Annotated in this window: 18 protein-coding genes; 10 read left to right on the top strand and 8 right to left on the bottom strand. The window is 72.1% G+C overall.

The features are described 5' to 3' along the window. Position 1 precedes the first annotated feature (1 nt). On the top strand, positions 2-1,858 hold the full coding sequence (locus tag M0M48_RS29675; protein WP_257753874.1) for a DUF3556 domain-containing protein: 1,857 nt from the start codon (positions 2-4) through the stop codon (positions 1,856-1,858). Then, entirely contained in the window at positions 1,855-3,288 is a 1,434-nt protein-coding gene (locus tag M0M48_RS29670) for a phytoene desaturase family protein (RefSeq protein ID WP_257753873.1), read from the top strand. Before M0M48_RS29675 ends, M0M48_RS29670 begins: the two co-directional genes overlap by 4 nt. Positions 3,289-3,294: 6 nt before the next feature. Here M0M48_RS29670 and miaA read toward each other — a convergent pair whose 3' ends face one another. Beyond that, entirely contained in the window at positions 3,295-4,218 is a 924-nt protein-coding gene (gene miaA, locus M0M48_RS29665; RefSeq protein ID WP_257754435.1) for a tRNA (adenosine(37)-N6)-dimethylallyltransferase MiaA, read from the bottom strand. A gap of 68 nt (positions 4,219-4,286) precedes the next feature. Between miaA and M0M48_RS29660 the strand changes: the two genes are divergently transcribed. The 4 genes from M0M48_RS29660 (at position 4,287) to M0M48_RS29645 (ending at position 5,750) form a co-directional block, all read left to right on the top strand. Continuing rightward, positions 4,287-4,508, top strand: coding sequence for an antitoxin (locus tag M0M48_RS29660; protein WP_215813297.1), 222 nt, complete (start codon positions 4,287-4,289; stop codon positions 4,506-4,508). 69 nt (positions 4,509-4,577) lie between these two features. After that, positions 4,578-4,781: an antitoxin gene (locus M0M48_RS29655; RefSeq protein WP_215813298.1), complete on the top strand. Its 204-nt coding sequence runs from the start codon at positions 4,578-4,580 to the stop codon at positions 4,779-4,781. 34 nt (positions 4,782-4,815) lie between these two features. Continuing rightward, positions 4,816-5,313, top strand: a complete 498-nt coding sequence (locus M0M48_RS29650; protein ID WP_257753872.1) for an NUDIX hydrolase — start codon at positions 4,816-4,818, stop codon at positions 5,311-5,313. Between the two features lie 230 nt (positions 5,314-5,543). Beyond that, positions 5,544-5,750 carry a hypothetical protein gene (locus M0M48_RS29645; RefSeq protein ID WP_257753871.1) on the top strand — a complete coding sequence of 69 codons (207 nt, stop codon included), beginning with the start codon at positions 5,544-5,546 and terminating at the stop codon, positions 5,748-5,750. Here the strand turns inward: M0M48_RS29645 and M0M48_RS29640 are convergent. From M0M48_RS29640 to M0M48_RS29630, 3 genes are all read right to left on the bottom strand, one after another. Beyond that, positions 5,739-6,473: a Type 1 glutamine amidotransferase-like domain-containing protein gene (locus tag M0M48_RS29640; RefSeq protein ID WP_257753870.1), complete on the bottom strand. Its 735-nt coding sequence runs from the start codon at positions 6,471-6,473 to the stop codon at positions 5,739-5,741. The genes M0M48_RS29645 and M0M48_RS29640 overlap by 12 nt on opposite strands. Before the next feature lie 11 nt (positions 6,474-6,484). Continuing rightward, positions 6,485-7,981, bottom strand: coding sequence for a tRNA (N6-isopentenyl adenosine(37)-C2)-methylthiotransferase MiaB (miaB, locus tag M0M48_RS29635; protein ID WP_257753869.1), 1,497 nt, complete (start codon positions 7,979-7,981; stop codon positions 6,485-6,487). A 244-nt stretch (positions 7,982-8,225) separates the two neighbouring features. Next, positions 8,226-8,627 (bottom strand): hypothetical protein, encoded by a 402-nt coding sequence (locus tag M0M48_RS29630; RefSeq protein WP_257753868.1) that lies wholly within the window; start codon positions 8,625-8,627, stop codon positions 8,226-8,228. A gap of 140 nt (positions 8,628-8,767) precedes the next feature. On the opposite strand from M0M48_RS29630, the gene M0M48_RS29625 reads away from it, so the two are divergent. The 3 genes from M0M48_RS29625 (at position 8,768) to M0M48_RS29615 (ending at position 14,661) form a co-directional block, all read left to right on the top strand. Then, a complete protein-coding gene (locus M0M48_RS29625) occupies positions 8,768-10,012 on the top strand; it encodes an IS256 family transposase (protein WP_257750619.1) in 1,245 nt (414 codons plus the stop codon). A 309-nt stretch (positions 10,013-10,321) separates the two neighbouring features. Then, on the top strand, positions 10,322-10,708 hold the full coding sequence (locus tag M0M48_RS29620; RefSeq protein ID WP_257753867.1) for a hypothetical protein: 387 nt from the start codon (positions 10,322-10,324) through the stop codon (positions 10,706-10,708). 173 nt (positions 10,709-10,881) lie between these two features. Continuing rightward, positions 10,882-14,661, top strand: coding sequence for an Ig-like domain-containing protein (locus M0M48_RS29615; RefSeq protein WP_257753866.1), 3,780 nt, complete (start codon positions 10,882-10,884; stop codon positions 14,659-14,661). 111 nt (positions 14,662-14,772) lie between these two features. Here M0M48_RS29615 and M0M48_RS29610 read toward each other — a convergent pair whose 3' ends face one another. Genes M0M48_RS29610 through M0M48_RS29595 form a run of 4 tightly spaced genes read right to left on the bottom strand, consistent with a single transcriptional unit; the run spans position 14,773 to position 17,409 of the window. Next, entirely contained in the window at positions 14,773-15,252 is a 480-nt protein-coding gene (locus M0M48_RS29610) for a hotdog fold domain-containing protein (protein WP_257753865.1), read from the bottom strand. A 56-nt stretch (positions 15,253-15,308) separates the two neighbouring features. Continuing rightward, positions 15,309-15,707, bottom strand: coding sequence for a VOC family protein (locus M0M48_RS29605; RefSeq protein WP_257753864.1), 399 nt, complete (start codon positions 15,705-15,707; stop codon positions 15,309-15,311). Then, on the bottom strand, positions 15,704-16,501 hold the full coding sequence (locus M0M48_RS29600) for a methyltransferase domain-containing protein (protein ID WP_257753863.1): 798 nt from the start codon (positions 16,499-16,501) through the stop codon (positions 15,704-15,706). Before M0M48_RS29600 ends, M0M48_RS29605 begins: the two co-directional genes overlap by 4 nt. Then, the gene (locus M0M48_RS29595; RefSeq protein WP_257753862.1) at positions 16,498-17,409 is read right to left on the bottom strand and encodes an alpha/beta fold hydrolase; all 912 of its coding nucleotides are present in this window, start codon (positions 17,407-17,409) and stop codon (positions 16,498-16,500) included. The genes M0M48_RS29600 and M0M48_RS29595 overlap by 4 nt, the downstream gene beginning before the upstream one ends. 65 nt (positions 17,410-17,474) lie before the next feature. Here M0M48_RS29595 and M0M48_RS29590 point away from each other — a divergent pair, with 65 nt between their 5' ends. Beyond that, positions 17,475-17,969, top strand: coding sequence for a MarR family winged helix-turn-helix transcriptional regulator (locus M0M48_RS29590; protein ID WP_215813309.1), 495 nt, complete (start codon positions 17,475-17,477; stop codon positions 17,967-17,969). The last annotated feature ends 4 nt before the right edge of the window (positions 17,970-17,973 follow it).

Below are 17,973 nucleotides of genomic sequence, written 5' to 3'. Positions count from 1 at the left end.
GATGGGATTCTTCAAGCCCGAGCCGGAGCCGATGCCGCCGGCCGACTTCCTCGTGCTCCCCCTGCGGGAGCGGATCCGGGTGCTGAGCACCAACTGGGTGACCGCGGGCTTCAACACCCCGCGGATGCTCCACGTGGTCTACATCCTCAAGATGCTGGGCCTCTACTTCGCCGTCGGCCTGGCCATCACCTCCGCGACGACCGACCACGTCCACTTCACCGACCCGAGCACGTGGTTCGACAATGTCGTCGTCTACCAGAAGCTCGCGATCTGGCTGATGCTCCTCGAGGTGATCGGCCTCGGCGGCGCGTTCGGCCCGCTGTGCGGCCACTTCGTGCCGATGCTCGGCAACATCCGCTACTGGCTGCGCCCCGGCACGATCCGGATGGCCCCGTGGGGCCGCCGCGTCCCGCTGACCGGCGGCGACGAGCGCACCGTCGTCGACGTCCTGCTGTACGTCGCCGTGCTGGCCAGCCTGGTCTACCCCCTGCTCGCGCACGCCGATCCCGTGCGGCTGCTGCCGTCCGGCACCGGCCCGCAGGAGCTCGTGCCCCCGCTCGCGTTCCTCCCGATCCTGGTGACGATGCCGCTGATGGGGCTGCGCGACAAGGTCGTCTTCCTGGCCGCCCGCTCCGAGCAGTACCTGCCGATCATGCTGTTCTCGGCCACCTTCGGGGCGATCGCGCTCAGCGACGGCGCCTCCGCGGCGGACTTCGTCAACCTCGTCGTCGCGTTCAAGATCATCATCTGCATCGTCTGGATCGGCGCCGGCGTCTCCAAGATCGGCGAGCACTTCATCAACGTCGTCCCGCCGATGGTGTCCAACAGCCCGGGCCAGCTCGACGTCGTCAAGCGCCTGCACTACCGCAGCGCCCCCGACGACCTCCGGCCCAGCCGGCTCGCCTGGTTCATGGCCCACGTGGGCGGCACGACCGTCGAGATCATCATCCCGGTCGTGCTGCTGCTCACCACGAACAACACGATCGCCCTGCTCGGCGCCGTCGCCATGCTGGTCTTCCACATCTACATCACCTCGACGTTCCCGCTCGCGGTGCCGCTGGAGTGGAACGTCTACTTCGGCTACATCGCCATCGTGCTGTGGGCCGGCTTCGGCGACGGCTTCGAGGCGTCGACGTACAACATCTGGAACTTCTCCGAGCCCCTGCTGCTCATCCCGGTCTTCGCGCTGCTGCTCTTCGGCCCGGTGCTCGGCAACCTGCGCCCCGACCTCGTGTCGTTCCTCCCCTCGATGCGCCAGTACGCCGGCAACTGGGCCTCCGCCGTGTGGACCATGCGCCCGGGCATCGAGGAGCGGCTCAACGAGCTGCCGCTCGTGGAGAACCAGGTCGACCAGCTCCAGCGGATGCAGCCGATGCCCTACACCGCCGACGAGGCGGAGATGACCATCCAGAAGGCGCTCGCCTGGCGCTCGATGCACAGCCAGGGCCGCGGCCTGTTCTCGGTGCTCTACGAGCACCTCGACGACATCGAGACCCGTGCGGTCCGCGAGGGCGAGTTCGTCTGCAACATCATCGTCGGCTGGAACTTCGGCGACGGGCACCTGCACGACGAGCGCCTCGTCGCCGCGATCCAGAAGCGCCTCGGCCTCGCGCCGGGCGACCTCGTGGTGGCCTACTGCGAGTCCCAGGCGACGCCCTGGAAGACCTCGCGGCCCCAGCAGTACCGCGTCATCGACGCCGCGCTCGGCGTCGTCGAGCGCGGCAGCTGGGACGTGCGCGACTGCGTCAAGGAGCAGCCGTGGCTGCCCAACGGCCCGGTGCCGCTCCAGGTGAGCTGGACCGCGGACGGCTATCGCCGGCAGAGCACCCTCACCGGCGGGAAGGATCCCGTGTCGTGACCACCGCCGTCGTGGTCGGCAGCGGACCCAACGGGCTGGCCGGAGCGATCCGGCTCGCCCAGGCGGGGCTGTCGGTGACCGTCCTCGAGGCGCACGAGCGCCCCGGGGGCGGGACCCGGACCAGCGAGCTCACGCTCCCCGGGCTGCTCCACGACGACTGCGCGGCCTTCCACCCGACGGGCGTCGCCTCCCCCTTCTTCAGCTCGCTCGGGCTGGAGGAGCACGGCCTGCGCTGGCGCTGGCCCGAGATCGACCTCGCCCATCCCCTGGACGACGGCCGCGCGGGCTACGCGACCCGCTCGCTCGCGGCGTCCGCCACGGCCTCGCTCGGCGTCGACGCGGCCCGCTGGCAGCGGATCTTAGGGCCGATGGTGCGCCACTTCGACGACCTCGTCGACGAGGTCTTCCAGCCGGTCACGCACCTGCCCCGCCACCCGGTCACCCTCGGCCGGTTCGGTGTCAAGGCACTGCAGCCGGCCACCTGGACGACGGCCCGGTTCCGCGACGACCCCGCCCGGGCGCTGTTCTCGGGCGTCGCCGCCCATGTCTTCGGCCGTCTCGACACACCCCTGTCGGGCTCGGTCGGGCTGATGCTCACCGCCACCGCCCACGCGGTCGGCTGGCCGGTCGCCGAGGGCGGCACGGCCTCGATCACCCGCGCCCTGCTCTCGGTGCTCACCTCGCTCGGCGGCACCGTCCGCACGGGGGTCCGGGTGACCTCGCTCGACCAGGTCCGCGAGCTGACCGGCGGCGCCGCACCGGACGTCGTACTGCTGGACACGGCGCCGGCCGGCGTCCTCGACATCGTCGGCGACCGCCTGCCCCCGCGCGTGCGCCGCGCGCTCGCCCGCTACACCTACGGCCCCGCCGCCTTCAAGGTCGACCTCGCGATCGAGGGCGACATCCCCTGGACCAACGAGGCCTGCCGCCGGGCCGGCACCCTCCACCTCGGCGGCACCGCCGAGGAGGTCGCCGCGATCGAGGCCGCCACCGTGCGCGGCGAGATGCCCGAGCGGCCGTTCGTGCTGCTCGGCCAGCAGTACCTCGCCGATCCCTCCCGCTCCTCCGGCACGACCCACCCCGTCTACGCCTACGCGTACGTCCCCCACGGCTACGACGGCGACGCGACCGAGGCCGTCCTGAGCCAGGTCGAGCGGTTCGCGCCCGGCTTCCGCGAACGCGTCCTCGCCGTGGCTCCCCGCGGTCCGGCCGCGCTGGAGGCCTACAACGCCAACTACGTCGGCGGCGACATCAGCGCCGGTGCCAACACCGCGCGCCAGGTCGCCTTCCGGCCGCGGATCGCGCTCTCCCCCTACGAGCTGGGCGTCCCGGGCGTCTACCTGTGCTCCGCGGCGACCCCGCCGGGCGCGGGCGTGCACGGGATGGGCGGCTTCCACGCGGCCGAGACCGCGCTGGCGCGGCTGCGCTGAGGCGGCTCAGACCGCCCGGACCACGCTCAGCGCCCGGGCGACGCGCTCCGGGTCGTCGTGCTCGAGCCAGGTGATGCGGGGGTCGTTGCGCCACCAGGCCATCTGGCGCCGGGCGAACTGGCGCGTCGCGATCACCGTCTTGTCGATGGCCTCGGCGACCGACATCTCCCCCGCGAGCACCGCCGCCGCCTGCCGGTAGCCGATCGCGGCCGCCGCGGTCCGGCTCTCCGCCAGGCCCTCGGCCAGCAGGCGCTCGACCTCGTCGAGCAGCCCGTCGTCGAACATCGTCCGCACCCGCAGCACGATCCGCTCCTCCAGGACGTCGCGGTCGATCGCGACGCCGAGCTGGACGGTGCGCGGGTCGGCGTACTCCTGGACGGGGAGGTGGGCGCTGAACGGCTCCCCGGTGATCTCGATGACCTCCAGCGCCCGGACGACGCGGCGCCCGTTCTCGACCTCGATCCGCTCCGCCGCCGGCGGGTCGAGCGTCCGCAGCCGCGCGTGCAGGGTCGCGCTGCCGACCTCGTCGAGCTCGGCCTCCAGCCGCGCCCGGACGGCCGGGTCGGTGCCGGGAAAGTCGAAGCGGTCGAGGATCGCCCGCGTGTAGAGCGCGGACCCGCCCACCAGGACGGGCGTCGCGCCCCGTGCGCGCAGCGCGGCGATCGCCGTCCGCGCCCATCCCTGGAACTCCGCGACCGTGGCCGGGTCGCGGACCTGGAGCGTGTCGAGCAGGTGGTGCGGAATGCCGCGCCGCTCGGCGGGCGGTAGCTTCGCCGTACCGATGTCCATGCCGCGGTAGACCTGCATGGCGTCGGTGTTGACGATCTCTCCCCCCAGCGCCTCGGCGAGGTCGAGCGAGAGCGCCGTCTTGCCGCTGGCCGTGGGGCCGACGATCGCCACGATGGGGGTCGCGGGCGGGGTCGGGCTCATCGGCATGGGATTAGTGTGGCAATGACCCACTCGGGAGCCACCCCGGGCCACGACGCGAGGAGACCGCCATGGGATTCATGGACAAGCTGAAGGGCGCGAAGGACACCGTCACCGACAAGGTCGGCGACGCGGTCGACAAGCACGGCGACAAGATCGAGTCCGGGCTCGACAAGGCCGCCGACTTCGTCGACGACAAGACCAAGGGCAAGTACCACGACAAGATCGAGTCGGCCACCGACAAGGCCAAGGACGCGCTCGGCAAGCGGGGCGAGGACGACACCCCCGCGTGAGACCGATCCTCTAAGGTGACACCGGTGGCTCAGGTCGGGTCGCCGGACACTCACCTTTGGGGGTTTCTCGTGGGCTTTCTCGATGACGCCAAGGACAAGCTGAGCGACGCGGTCGACAGCCAGGGCGACAAGATCGGCGACGCGGTCGACAAGGCTGCCGACTTCGCCTCCGACAAAACGGGCGGCAAGTTCGACGACAAGATCGACCTCGGCGCCGACAAGGCCAAGGACGCGCTCGACAGCCTCGACGGCAAGAACGACGACATCAGCTGATCGTCCCCACCGACGACCGGCAGAGAGCACCTCGGTGACCGTTCAGGACCCCGCCACCGGCAAGACCCGATTCGTGGTGGTTCCCGCCTCCTACGTCTTCCTCCTCCGCGAGGACCCGGACGACACGGACGGCACGGGCACCGAGGTGCTCCTCCAATTGCGCCAGAACACCGGCTACATGGACGGCCACTGGGCCGCCGCCGCGGCCGGCCACGTCGAGCGCGGCGAGACCGCCGAGACCGCCGCCCACCGCGAGGCCCTCGAAGAGGTGGGCGTCACCGGACTCGACCTCGTGTTCGCCACCGCGATGCAGCGCACGGCCCACGACCTGCCCATCGACGAGCGCATCGACTTCTTCTTCACCGCCCGCTCCTGGTCCGGCGAGCCGCGGATCGTCGAGCCGGCCAAGTGCGCGGACCTGCGCTGGTTCCCGCTCTCCGCGCTGCCCGACCCGCTCGTCCCGCACGAGGCGGTCGTGCTCGCCGGCCTGCGCCGCGGCGACCTGCCGGCGCTCTCGCACCACGGCTTCTGACGGCTCCTGCCCGACTGGGATCCGCGCGAGCGGATACCTCTCCTCCAGGGCGTGTCTCCCAAGTCCGCGCCGTCGCGAGCGGTGTTTGCGGCCGATCTGGCAAGGCGGAGCAGTGAAGGCGGGCCGGAGGCCCGTCGAGTCTGCGACAACGCCGCCAGATCGAGTCGCAAACACCGCGCAGCAGGCGGGGACTTGGGAGACACGCCCTAGGTGCTCCAAGAGAGGAAGTCATGGACGAGAAGCTGCCACCGCGCCCCGAACCCGCGACCGAGCCTCCCGAGCCTCCTCCCGGCGGGCCGAACCGGATCGAGGGCGTCGGCGGGGACGGCGCCTTCAGCACCGAGTCGCGCGACCTCGACCTCGACCTCGACCTCGATCTCGGCCTCGACGACCAGCGCCGCTCCGAGACGGCTCCGGACGAGGAGTCACCCGCGTAGGAGCCGGGTCTCCAGCCGGGTCTCGACCGCGCCGCCCGCCGCACCCCGCTCGACGAAATACGCCGCCTTGCCGGCCTGCTCCGTCAGCGCCTCGACCAGCTCGGTCCCGCGGTAGTGCAGGCCGACGCCGTCATCGGTCGCGTAGCCGGCCGGCAGCACGCCGTCACCGATCAGCTGCTGGAACAGCGGGCGCCGCTGCTCCTCGGAGTCGTAGTGCACGCCGTTGGAGTAGGGCACCAGCCCGAGCCCGTTGGTGATCGGGCGCAGGTCCGGCCCGAACGAGTCCGTCGTGCCGCCGGAGTGCCAGCAGATCGATCCGGCCGAGACCCCGGTCAGCACCACGCCGGCCTCCCATGCCTCGCGCATCGCGGCGCCGACGCCGTGCAGCTCCCACATCGCCAGCAGGCCCGCGACGCTGCCGCCCCACACCCAGATGACGTCCTGGGCGAGCAGGTGCGCCCGGACGTCGGCCACGTTGGGCATCGTGAAGAGCGAGAGGTGGTTGCCGTGGAAGCCCGCCTCCTGTGCCATGTCGTAGAAGTCGCGCAGCACCGCGGGCTGGTCGCCGCACGCGGTCGCGAGGAAGCAGACCCGCGGCGCCCGGCCCTCGACGCCGGCCAGGTCGACGGCGTACCGGGTCAGGGGGCCGACGGACCAGCGGTTGCGGGCGCTGGGGACCACACCCCCGGAGGTCGCGAGGATGGTCGGCGCGTCGGCGGGCACGTCGTACCGCCTCAGCCGCAGACGGGGGCGTCCGGCAGCGGCGCGGGGACGCCGATCGACGGCATCCCCAGCCCGACCCCGGCGGAGGCGGGCGCGGGCGCCGTCGTACGGCGCTCCCACGCGTCGCCCGAGCGGGTACGACGCAGCGCGCGTACCGGACCGTCGGCGACCAGGTGGTGCGGCGCGGCATAGGTCACCTGGACCGTCACCATGTCGCCGGGCCGCGGCACGCCCTCGACCTGCGAGAAGTCGGCCTCGAAGTGCACGAGCCGGTTGTCGGGCGCGCGCCCGGACAGCCGGTGGGTGGCGGCGTCCTTGCGCCCCTCGCCCTCGGAGACCATGAGCTCGAGCTCGCGCCCGACGATGCGCTTGTTCTCGTCCCAGGTGATCTCGTTGACCAGCTCGACGAGCCGGTTGTAGCGGTCGGTGACGTCGGCCTGGGCGACCTGGTCGGGCAGGGTCGCGGCCGGCGTACCGGGGCGCTTGGAGTACTGGAAGGTGAACGCCCCCGAGAACCGCGCCTCCCGAACGACCTTGAGGGTCTCCTGGAAGTCCTCCTCGGTCTCGCCCGGGAAGCCGACGATGATGTCGGTGGTGATCGCCGCGTCCGGAAGCGCGGCACGGACCCGGTCGATGATGCCGAGGAACTTCTCCTGGCGGTAGGACCGGCGCATGTCCTTGAGGACCTTGGACGAGCCGGACTGCAGCGGCATGTGCAGGCTCGGCATCACGTTGTGCGTCTCGGCCATCGCCTCGATGACGTCGTCGGTGAACTCGGCCGGGTGCGGGCTCGTGAACCGCACCCGCTCCAGCCCCTCGATCGCGCCACAGGCCCGCAGCAGCTTGGAGAACGCCTGCCGGTCACCGAACTCCACGCCGTAGGCGTTGACGTTCTGGCCCAGCAGCGTGACCTCGGAGACCCCCTCGGCGACGAGCGCCTCGATCTCGGCCAGGATCTCGCCCGGCCGCCGGTCCTTCTCCTTGCCCCGCAGGCTCGGCACGATGCAGAACGTGCACGTGTTGTTGCACCCCACGCTCACCGACACCCACGCGGCGTACGCCGACTCGCGCTTGGTCGGCAGCGTCGACGGGAACACGTCGAGCGACTCGAGGATCTCGACCTGCGCCTCCTCCTGCACCCGCGCCCGGTCGAGGAGCGCCGGCAGGGAGCCGATGTTGTGGGTCCCGAAGACCACGTCGACCCACGGCGCCCGCTTGACCACGGTGTCGCGGTCCTTCTGCGCCATGCAGCCCCCGACCGCGATCTGCATCCCGGGCCGCTTCGCCTTGATCGGCGCCAGGTGCCCGAGGTTGCCGTAGAGGCGGTTGTCCGCGTTCTCCCGCACCGCGCAGGTGTTGAACACGACGACGTCCGCCTGCTCCCCCTCGGGGGCCGCGGCGTAGCCGGCGTCCTCGAGCAGGCCCGAGAGGCGCTCGGAGTCGTGCACGTTCATCTGGCACCCGTAGGTGCGGACCTCGTAGGTGCGGGGCTGGGCTGCAGTGCTCATGACCGCTCAAGGGTACGGCGGCTGGCGGTTCATCGGAGAAACCAGACGAACACTCATGACCACCAGCAAGCTCGGCGCAACCGTCCGCGATCGACCCGTTGCGCCGTCGCTCGGGAGGATGGGCTCCGGCAGTCGACCGTCCAGAGGTGACGCACGGCAGTGAGCCACCCTGGCCTGTTTCGCCGGCCCGACCCTTGCCGTCACGCAGCGCCCCAACAGCGACCGCGTGGCAGAAGCCCAAGCCTCAGTCGTCGACAGCAACCAAGTCGACCCAGACGCGCTCCAACCCTGTCGGATCGGCGTCGTCGGTCGACACGATGACGCGAGTTCGGAGGCTCGGCGAAGGGACCACCACCATGCCGTCAGCGTCTCCGACAGCGACGGTCTCGTCAGATGTCGCGACGATCGTGTCGCACAGGATGTGCCGGTCCGTGCCTTCTTCTTGCACCAACGACCGCACGTACAGCGTCGCCGTAGCCCATTCACCCTCGAACTTCTCGGCCTCGATGTCCTGAGCGTGTCGGACGCTCAGTGCGATGACGTCTCGACCAGCCGCGATGAGGTGCCCGCCGAAGTCGGTCGGAACCTCAGCGACGGGGTTTCCCACCACCGCGACGCCCCAGTGCCATGGGCGCGTCAAGGTCACCTCAGCAAGCGGCTGCAAGTGGAGTCCAGCAGAGTGGTGTACGACGGACCTGAGTGAGCGCGTGCCTCCAACGTAGGCGCGGCCACCGGGTGGATCCTTCGAGTGATCTGCGAAAACCGACTCGAAGAAGGACCACGACGATGACCGCTGGACCCAGTATCGACCCTGCACAGTTCCTGAACGAGCAGCTGTCCCAGGCCAGTCCTGATCTGATGCGGGACCTGCTCACCACGTTCGTCAATGCGCTGCTCTCGGCGCAGGCCGACGCGGTGTGCGGCGCCGGCTACGGCGAACGCAGCATGGAGCGCGTCAACTCCCGCAACGGCTACCGGCACCGCGACCTCGACACCCGCGTCGGCACTCTGGACGTCGCGGTTCCCAAGCTGCGCACCGGTTCGCTGTACCCCGAGTGGCTGCTGGAGCGCCGCAAGCGAGCAGAGCGGGCACTGACCAGTGTGGTCGCGACCTGTTACCTGCTCGGCGTCTCGACGCGGCGGATGGACAAGCTGGTGCAGACCCTCGGCATCACCGGCCTGTCCAAGAGCCAGGTCTCGGTGATGGCCAAGGAACTCGACGAGCACGTCGAGCAGTTCCGCACCCGACGGCTGGAGGAGGCCGGGCCGTTCACCTTCGTGGCCGCCGACGCGTTGGTGCTCAAGGTCCGCGAAGGTGGCCGGGTGGTGCCGGTCCACGTGCTGGTCGCCACCGGCGTCAACGCCGACGGGCACCGCGAGATCCTCGGCGTGCAGGTCACCAGCAGCGAGGACGGCGCCGGGTGGCTGGCCTTCTGGAGGGATCTGACCGCCCGCGGCCTGGCCGGGGTCAAGCTCGTCACCAGCGACGCCCACGCCGGGCTGGTGGCCGCGATCGGCGCCACGTTGCCCGGCGCCTCGTGGCAGCGCTGCCGAACCCACTACGCGGCGAACCTGATGTCGGCGACGCCGAAGTCCTCGTGGGGCTGGGTCAAGGCGCTGCTGCACTCGATCTACGACCAGCCCGACGCCGACGCTGTCCACGCCCAGTTCGACCGGGTCGTCGACGCCCTGGCCGAGAAGCTCCCCAAGGTGGCCGAGCATCTGGAGGACGCTCGTGCCGACATCCTCGCCTTCACCGCGTTCCCGAAGGAGATCTGGCGCCAGATCTGGTCCAACAACCCCAACGAGCGCCTCAACCGCGAGATCCGCAGGCGAACCGACGTGGTCGGGATCTTTCCCGACCGGGCCAGCATCATCCGGCTCGTCGGCGCCGTCCTGGCCGAGCAGCACGACGAGTGGGCCGAAGGCCGCCGCTACCTCGGACTCGACGTCCTCGCCCGCGCCCAGGCCGTCGACACCTGCGTCGTCGAGGAGGTGACCGAACCCGAACTCCAGGCCCTCACAGCCTGACCGACACGCCCAACCGAGGGATCAACCTCGTACACCACCCCAGCGGACTTGACCCGGCTGCATGGGACACAGCGTATTGAGTTCTTTCGCAGCGACCTGGTCCCGTGACCCTTCCTACCAGCGAATCTCCACGTTCACCGCGCGGCAGTCGTGCCCCGAAGTGACGCCCGCAGGGCGAGCGCTCCTCGGGCACCCGCAGGTGGGGACCTCGTTGGGGTAGGGCTCAGACCTACGAGGAGTGCGAGCGCGGGGGTTCATCGGGGAAACCGGAGCGTCGCCCGCTCGGCCCCGCCCAGTAAGGTCGGGCCCATGCCCGACACCGCGTCCCCCGGCTTCGTCGCCCGCCACAACCAGGTGGTCGGCAGCATCCTCAGCATCGTGGCGCTGCTGGCGTCGGTCGGCATGGGCGCGGGCCTGATGTTCGGCACCGAGACCCGCGGCGTCTCCGCGATCCTCACGGTGCTCACCGTCGCGGGCGGCGCGTTCACGCTCCTGCTCCTCGGCATCGGCGCCACGCTGCGCGCGATCACCCCGGCCGAGCAATGGGAGGGCGAGGAGGACGACTGGCGCCGAAGCATGGGCCTGCCGGCCCTCGCCGACGCCCCGCCCAGCTCGGGCAACCGCCGCGTCGCGCTGTACGCCGTCCTGGCGATCCTGGTCGGGCTGACGCTGAGCGTCGTCCCCGACATCCTCTGACCCTCCGCTGAGGGGACGACCCGGGATCTTTACCTTCCCGGGTCCCGCGGCAACGCCGCGCAGAGCTAGTTGAAACCTTGACGAAACCTTGGGTGACGAGGGTCGTCGGACGCCGTGTCACCTCGGTGACGACCGGGACGGCCGAATCGCGTTCCCGAGCTGAGAGTCCCCCCATGTCACCCTCCTCCCGTCGACCCTGCCGTCGACCCGGGCGGTCGGCCCTCGCGGCCGTCCTCGCCCTCCCGTTCTCCCTCGCCCTCCTCGCACCCCTGCCCGGGGTCACTCCGTCGGCGGGCGCCGCCCCCGGCGCGATCGCGGCCGGCGACGACTGGTCCGTCACCACCGTGCCGGGCGGCTACGAGGTCACCGTCGAGCTCGATCGGTCGCTGCCGATCGTCTCGGACGCGCCGACCATCGAGGTGGACGGTGCCTCGATCGGCGTCGCCACCGAGTCCCCCGACGGCCGTTCGCTGAGCGTCTTCACCGCGGACCCGTCGGTCGCCGACGCCCACAGTGTCGAGGCCGGATGGGCGAGCCGCGACGCGACCGCGCCTGCGGCGCGCAGCGCGGCGGTGGCTCCCGAGGCGAGCACGGCGGAGGCCCTCGCTGCCGATCCGTCAGCACCGGGCCCGGCCACCTTCACCGAGTCCATCTACAAGTTCGGTGACCAGAGCGTCGACCTGGCCGCGATCGGCGGCATCCGGGGCGAGATGGAGGGCAAGCTCTACCTGCCCGACACCCCCGGCAAGCGCCCCGTCGTCCTGCTCCTCCACGGCCGGCACGGCTACTGCTACGGCTCCGGCGCGGCCAACCCGGCGCGCTGGCCCTGCTCGGCCACCCAGCGCTCGATCCCCAGCTACCTCGGGTACGACGGCACCGCGCGGGCCCTCGCCAGCCACGGCTACGCCGTCGTCTCGATCTCCGCCAACGCCATCAACGCCAACGACAACCAGCTCGCGGCCGACCAGGGCGCCCAGGCCCGTGGCCGCCTGGTGCTCGACACCCTCGACCTGCTCGCCGACGCGAACGCCGGCAAGCCGGTCCGGCTCCACGACGACGCCACCGACACCGACGTCACGCTCGACGAGGCTCTCGACCGCGGCACGGTCGCGCTGGCCGAGCGTGCCGACGGGTTCGTCACCCCGCCGGAACCGCTGGACGACATCGCGGCCGCCGACCTCGTCGGGCGCCTCGACCTCGACCAGGTCGGCCTGATGGGACACTCGCGCGGCGGCGAGGGCGTCACCTACGCGGCGACCCTCAACACCCTGCGGGCGCACCCGTTCGGCCTGCGCTCGGTGCTTCCCCTCGCCCCGGTCGACTTCGCCCGGATGACCGTGCCCGGCGTCGCGATGAATGTCGTCCTCCCCTACTGCGACGGCGACGTGTCCAACCAGCAGGGCCAGCACATGCTGGACGACTCGCGCTACGCCTTCGGCGACGACTCGCTGCGCACCGGCACCTGGGTGATGGGCGCGAACCACAACTTCTACAACACCGTCTGGACGCCGGGCGTCTACCTCAACTCGGTCAGCGACGACTGGAGCAGCAGCACCGCGCGGCGTACCGAGCCGGTCTGCGGCACCGACCCCTCCGTCGCGGGCAGCTCGATCCGGATGACCGCAGCCGAGCAGTACCGCCAGGGCAGCGTCTACATGGCCGCCTGGTTCCGGCTCACGGTCGGCGGGGAGACCGCGTTCCTGCCGATGTTCGACGGCACCGGCGCCGTGCCTGAGGTGCTCGACGGAGAGGACGTCCGCACCCAGGCCACGGCCCCGTCGTCCGCGCGCACCACGGTGGCGTCGTTCGAGTCGACCAGCTCGCTGATCCGCACCTCCGGCGCGGCCACGGCGACGGTGTGCGCGAGCCTCGCCGGACGCACGGTCGCGCAGGCGCTGCCGGCCTGCGCCAGCACGTCGATGGCCTCGGCCACGGTCCCCCACTGGACGCCGGCGAGCAACGGCGGCAACGTCCCGGCCACGCCGCTCACCCAGCTCGGCTGGACCGGGTCGAGCGACGAGCTGCGGGTCGCGGTACCGACCGCGCGCCGCAACGTGTCCGGCTTCGAGCGCCTGTCGGTCAAGCTCGCGGCCGCCGAGAGCGTCGCCGTCGACACCGACCTGACCCTCAGCGTGATCGACGGCAAGGGCGCCACCTGGAGCTCGCTCGTGTCGGCGATCAACCCGCAGGCCCTGCGCCGGCTGCCGTCCTCGGCAACGAGCACCAGCGCCTCGACGCTGAAGAAGGTCGTCCTCCAGCAGGTCGTCGTCCCGGTCACCGACCTCACCGCGGCCGGCCTCGACCTGAGCGACGTCCGGGAGGTCCGCTTCGCCGGCGCGCCGGCGAGCGACGGGAGCACCGCCGGGGCGGCCTATCTCTCCGACCTGGCGTTCGAGCGCTCGGCCGTCGGAACGCCCGCTGTCGGAACGGCACCGGTCCTCGGCGTCTACGCGCCCTACGTCGACGAGGGCAACGGCCCCGGCACGTACGACATCGCGGTCACGCTCGACAAGCCCGCCGACCGGCGCGTCACGGGGTACGCCTCACTCCTGGGCTCGACGTCGAGCCGGGCCGGCGCCGCCATGGAGAAGGTCGTCTTCGAGCCCGGTGAGACCTGCAAGGTCGTCACCGCGACGCTCAACGGGGACCTGCTGCCGAGCGCGACCAACGGCACGAGTCTCAAGGCGAGCGTGATCAACACCCAGGGCGGTGTGATGGGACCGGACGCCGTCGTGTTCACGACCATCCGTGAGGACGACGGGGTCACCTCGGGCACCGCGCTCCCGCCGTACGGCGTCCCGGGCGACGTGTGCGCGGAGCACGCCTCGCTCGGCACCGTCGGCACGGTCACGGCCAGCGATCCCACCCCCGTCCCCGGCGACACCATCACGCTGACGGCCGGGGGCTTCCGGGCCGGCGAGTCGGTGACCTTCACCCCCGACGGCATCGCACCGGTCTCCGCCGTTGCCGACGGGACCGGGCTGGCCAGCGCCGGGCTCACCATCCCCGCGGACGTAGTGCGCGGCACGATCGCCGTCACGGCCCGCGCCGCCGCGACCGGCCTCGAGGCCGAGGGTGAGCTCGCCGCCCTCGACGCGACCAGCACCACACTGACCTGGTCCCCGGACGAGGTCGCCGTCAACAAGCCGTTCGACCTGGTCGCGACCGTGGCGGGGCCGGACACCTCCGGTCGCGTGGAGTTCCTCGACGGCGCGACCACACTCGGCTGGGCCGATGTCATCGACGGGATCGCCACCCTGCCGCTGAGCGGCCTCAAGGCCGGCACGCACCATCTGAGCGCCGTCTTCGCGCAGACGACGACCGCGCAGGCGTCGACGTCCAACGTGATCACGTTCGCGCTCAGCCGCGGTCAGTCCGCGATCGCGCTGTCGCTCTCGGCAGGCACCGCGGCCTACGGCACCCCCGCAACGGCCACCGTCGCCGTCCCCGGTGGTACGGGCGGCACGGTCGAGATCGCCATCGACGGCGCCGCCCGGACCTACCCGGTCCCGGCCGCCGGAGAGGTCACCCTCACCCTGCCTGCGACCCTCGGCGTCGGCGAGCACCGCGTGACCGCAGCGTTCTCCGGCACCGACGAGCTCGCGGCGAGCGGCCCGATCACGGCGACCTACCGGGTCACCCGGGCGAGCCTGACCCTGAGCACCACCGCCAAGGCGAAGGTCAGGCGCGGCGCGAAGCTGCCGGTCCGGGTCCGCGTCTCCGGCGTCATCGCCGGTACGCCGGTCGCCGGTCCGGCGCAGGTCCAGGTCGCGGTCGGTAGCGGCCGCTACCGGACCGTGGCGCGGGTGCCGCTCACCCGCGGCGACACGACGATCAAGGTGCGTGCGCCGAAGTCGCGCAAGGCGGCCTACCTGCGGGTGCGCACCGTGGTGCCCGGCGGTACGACGTACGCGCCGGCGGTGTCGCCGGTGACGGTGGTGGTGCTGCGCTGATCGCGCCGTCCTGAGCGGTCCTCAGGAAGTACGGACGGGGGGGGGGGGGGGGCCCCCCCCCCCCCCGCCCCGGGGGGGGGGGGGGGCCGTCTCGTCGTTCTGCCCTCGCGGTCACTTCTTCTTGCTGGTCACCCACAGGTTGATGACGCCCTCGATGACGACCGTGCCGTCGTCGCGCACGCCCTTGACCCGGACCGGCAGGTCGCCCTCGGCGGTGTCCCACTGCTCCTGGTCGGTCTCGGCCGTGCAGGTGATGTCGCTCGTCGCCTTGGCGGTGTAGGCGACCTCCATCCCCTTGGGGATCCACCGCTTGTCGCGCGGGATCGTCGCCTCCGCGAGCGCACCCATCGCCATCTCGAGGCCGTTGCACAGCGCGATCGCGTGCACCGTGCCGATGTGGTTCTGCACCCGGCGGCGCTTGGGGATGACGACCTCGGCGTAGTTGGGCCGCAGCTCGGTCACCCGCGGGTGGATCGTGGCGAAGTACGGCGCCTTCTGGCTGAACGCGAACGAGAACACCCGCTTGCCGAGGGTGCCGCCGACGACGGGCAGGCTCGTGGTGGTCTTCCAGAGGCTGTGGACCTGGGTCATGGACCCGAGGCTACTCGTCGGTAACAATGCCCGGCAAGGTGATCCCGGCTACGCCGCTAGGCGGGACCAGCAGCCGGGGCCAGCAGCTCGACCCGGTTGCCCGCTCCGTCGAAGGCGTGGCAGCGCTCGTGGCCCGCGAAGGTGTGCCGCTCGGTCCAGTCGACCGCGAAGCCGAGCCCGGCCAACCGGGCGCCCGCCTCGTCGAGCGCCGCGACCGCGTCGAGGAGCAGCGCCGGGTGCGCCTTGCGGGCGGGCGCGAAGGGCTCCTCGACGCCGATGTGGAGCTCGGCCGTGACCGCGCCCCGGTCGTCGTACGCACGGAACCAGCAGCCGCCGCGTCCGGCGAGCGCGTCCGGCTTGGGCACCTCGACCAGGCCCAGACCCGTGCCGTAGAAGCGGCGAGCCTCGTCCTCTCCCCCGCGCGGGCACGCGACCTGGACGTGGTGCAGCCTCATCGCGGCCTCCGCGCCACGACGAAGATCCGCCGGAACGGCAGCACCACACCGCGCCCGTCGTCGGCGTACGCCGCCCGCAGGCGCCGCTTGAGCTCGTCCTCGAAGCCCGGGCGCAGGTCGTCGGGCAGCGCCTGGAGCGTCGGGCGCGCGCCCGTCCCGGAGACCCAGGTGAAGACCGGGTCCGGGCCGTGCAGCACGTGGAGGTACGTCGTCTCCCACGCGTCGACCTCGCAGCCGAGGTCCTGCAGCGCCCGCAGGTACGTCGCCGGGTCGTGCGAGCTCGGGACCGCGACGCCGTGCAGGTGGGCGGCGTACGGCTCCTCGCCGGCGAGCTCGTCGCGCAGCGTGTGGCTCGGCTCGCCGAAGTTGCCGGGCACCTGGAAGGCCAGCCAGCCGCCCGGCGCGACCGCGCGCACCAGGCCCGGCAGCAGGTCGAGGTGGCCGGGCACCCACTGGAGCATCGCGTTGGACACGAGGACGTCGACGCCGCCCTCCGGCGCGCTCGCCAGCCAGTCGCGCACGTCGCCCTGGACGAACGTGATCCGCTCGGCGGCCTTTGTGTCGGAGGCTGCGCGCACCATGGCGGCACTGGAATCGATGCCGGTGATCGCAGCGGCCGGCCAGCGATCAGCGAGGAGGGAGGTGAGGTTGCCAGGACCACAACCGAGATCGACCACGACCCGAGGGTCGAGCGCGTCCACGCGACCGACGAGATCGACGAACGGCCGGCCCCGTTCGCCGGCATAGGCGAGGTAGCGCTGCGGATCCCACACGGGACCGGTGGCGGCGCTCATCGGGCGACCTCCGCTCGCTCGGCGACGAACTCCAGCACGAGGGCGTTCACCGCGGCGGGCCGTTCGAGCTGGAGGAAGTGCCCGGCGTCGTCGACCACTGCGACCCGGCTGCTCGCGGGGAGCCGGTCGCCGATGCGGGCCGCCCAGCGGGCGTCGAGGCAGCCGTCGTCGGCGCCGTGGAGGTAGAGCAGCGGTACGCGCGGCGGGCCGACCCAGTCGCGGGCCAGCGGTCGGTAGCGCGCGGGCAGCCGCCGGAGGCGGGGCTGCGCGCGGTAGTAGCCGAGCGCCGCTGCCTTGCGGGCGTCGTCGGGCAGCGCGGCGGCGAGGTGCGCCAGGTCGGTGGTCGCGTCGTAGCCGGGCGACCACCGCCGCCACAGGTGCGCGACGAGGCGGTCGAACGCGCGCTCGGGCAGGCGCGGGAGCTGGTTGAAGAGCGTGTACCAGCTCAGCGCGGCCTGTCGCGGCAGGATCCGCAGCCAGTGGATCGCGTCGTCGCGGCGCGGGTTCATCGCGGCGATCGGCGGGACCGACAGCGCCACGACGGCGCCGAACGGGTTCGCCTCGGACGCGGCGATGCCGTTGGCGGTGATCGCGCCCCAGTCGTGACCGACCAGCACCGCGCGGTCGTCGCCGCCGAGCGCGCGGTGCAGGCCGAGCGCGTCGTCCATGAGGGCCGGCACGTGGTAGCTGCCGTCGGCCGGGAGGTCGCTGGGCGCATAGCCGCGGGTGAACGGCGCGACCACGCGGTAGCCCGCCTCGGCGAGCGCGGGGGCGAGGTGGCGCCAGGTGTGGGCGGTGTCCGGGAAGCCGTGCAGGAGCAGGGCCAGCGGCCGTCGTACGTCATCGGGGTCGCCCCAGGTCAGGCTGGCCAGGGTGACCGGTTCGAGGGCGGTGCGGTGCTCGGTCATGGGGCGAGCGTACGTCCGATTTATCTTGACATCAAGATTCTCGACCCACCCGCTACACTGCGGTCATGGCGGAGCGGGACGAGGTCGACTCCCTGATCGAGGCGTGGGCGCGCGAGCGCAGCGACCTCGATCTGGCACCGGTCGCCGTCTTCAGCCGGATCGCGCGGGTCTCCCACCACGTCGACAAGGCGCGCCGGCACGCGTTCACCACCCACGACATCGAGCCCTGGGAGTTCGACGTGCTCGCCGCCCTGCGCCGCGCCGGGTCGCCGTACGAGCTCTCGCCGGGGCGGCTGCTGCGCGAGACGCTGGTGACCAGCGGGACGATGACCAACCGGGTCGACCGGCTGACCACCCGCGGCCTGGTCGAGCGCCATCCGGACCCCTCCGACCGCCGCGGCGTCCTCGTCCGGCTCACCCCCGAGGGCAAGGACGCCGTCGACGGCGCGTTCGCGGCCCTCCTCGACGCGGAGCGCGAGCTCCTCACCGGCCTGTCCGCGGACGACCAGGCCGAGCTCGCGGGCCTGCTGCGGCGGCTGCTGCTGCCCTTCGCGGGCTGACGTC

This window comes from Pimelobacter simplex, assembly GCF_024662235.1.
GTDB lineage: Bacteria > Actinomycetota > Actinomycetes > Propionibacteriales > Nocardioidaceae > Nocardioides.
The sequence above is the reverse complement of the archived record's forward strand: the minus strand, read 5'-3'. Positions and strand labels throughout refer to the sequence as shown.

What these genes read in the sequence shown, in the direction of transcription:
- M0M48_RS29675 (WP_257753874.1), top strand. Translation starts at nt 2, where the DNA reads ATGGGATTCTTCAAGCCCGAGCCGGAGCCGATGCCGCCGGCCGACTTC.
- miaA (WP_257754435.1), bottom strand. Translation starts at nt 4,218, where the DNA reads ATGAGCCCGACCCCGCCCGCGACCCCCATCGTGGCGATCGTCGGCCCC.
- M0M48_RS29660 (WP_215813297.1), top strand. Translation starts at nt 4,287, where the DNA reads ATGGGATTCATGGACAAGCTGAAGGGCGCGAAGGACACCGTCACCGAC.
- M0M48_RS29645 (WP_257753871.1), top strand. Translation starts at nt 5,544, where the DNA reads ATGGACGAGAAGCTGCCACCGCGCCCCGAACCCGCGACCGAGCCTCCC.
- miaB (WP_257753869.1), bottom strand. Translation starts at nt 7,981, where the DNA reads ATGAGCACTGCAGCCCAGCCCCGCACCTACGAGGTCCGCACCTACGGG.
- M0M48_RS29625 (WP_257750619.1), top strand. Translation starts at nt 8,768, where the DNA reads ATGACCGCTGGACCCAGTATCGACCCTGCACAGTTCCTGAACGAGCAG.
- M0M48_RS29620 (WP_257753867.1), top strand. Translation starts at nt 10,322, where the DNA reads ATGCCCGACACCGCGTCCCCCGGCTTCGTCGCCCGCCACAACCAGGTG.
- M0M48_RS29615 (WP_257753866.1), top strand. Translation starts at nt 10,882, where the DNA reads ATGTCACCCTCCTCCCGTCGACCCTGCCGTCGACCCGGGCGGTCGGCC.
- M0M48_RS29610 (WP_257753865.1), bottom strand. Translation starts at nt 15,252, where the DNA reads ATGACCCAGGTCCACAGCCTCTGGAAGACCACCACGAGCCTGCCCGTC.
- M0M48_RS29605 (WP_257753864.1), bottom strand. Translation starts at nt 15,707, where the DNA reads ATGAGGCTGCACCACGTCCAGGTCGCGTGCCCGCGCGGGGGAGAGGAC.
- M0M48_RS29600 (WP_257753863.1), bottom strand. Translation starts at nt 16,501, where the DNA reads ATGAGCGCCGCCACCGGTCCCGTGTGGGATCCGCAGCGCTACCTCGCC.
- M0M48_RS29595 (WP_257753862.1), bottom strand. Translation starts at nt 17,409, where the DNA reads ATGACCGAGCACCGCACCGCCCTCGAACCGGTCACCCTGGCCAGCCTG.
- M0M48_RS29590 (WP_215813309.1), top strand. Translation starts at nt 17,475, where the DNA reads ATGGCGGAGCGGGACGAGGTCGACTCCCTGATCGAGGCGTGGGCGCGC.